This window comes from Photobacterium sp. R1 (genome assembly GCF_054600795.1).
This window is the reverse complement of record NZ_BAAHZP010001109.1, coordinates 1-228: the sequence shown is the minus strand read 5'-3', so window position 1 is coordinate 228 and position 228 is coordinate 1. Positions and strand designations below refer to the sequence as shown.

Here is a 228-nt window from a genome sequence, read left to right as displayed (position 1 = left end):
AACACAGGTGATGTTCAGGTGGGGGCCTTTGATGAAACCGCGCGCTCACACATGCTCAGTGCCAATTACGGCACCTACGGTGACGGCCTGTACGTGGCGGTTGTGTATGCGATGAACGATTACATGAACCAGGGCCTGGAAGAGTCAGTGGCGATTGAAGGCCTGCTGGCCTACGCCCTGCCAAGCAGCCTGAACCTGAGCGTGAACTACGAATCTGTCGAAGACGAC

Annotated in this window: 1 pseudogene; it reads left to right on the top strand. The window is 56.6% G+C overall.

The window, feature by feature from the left end:
* Positions 1 to 228, top strand: a pseudogene (locus ACYP03_RS28495) (porin); the annotation flags it as partial.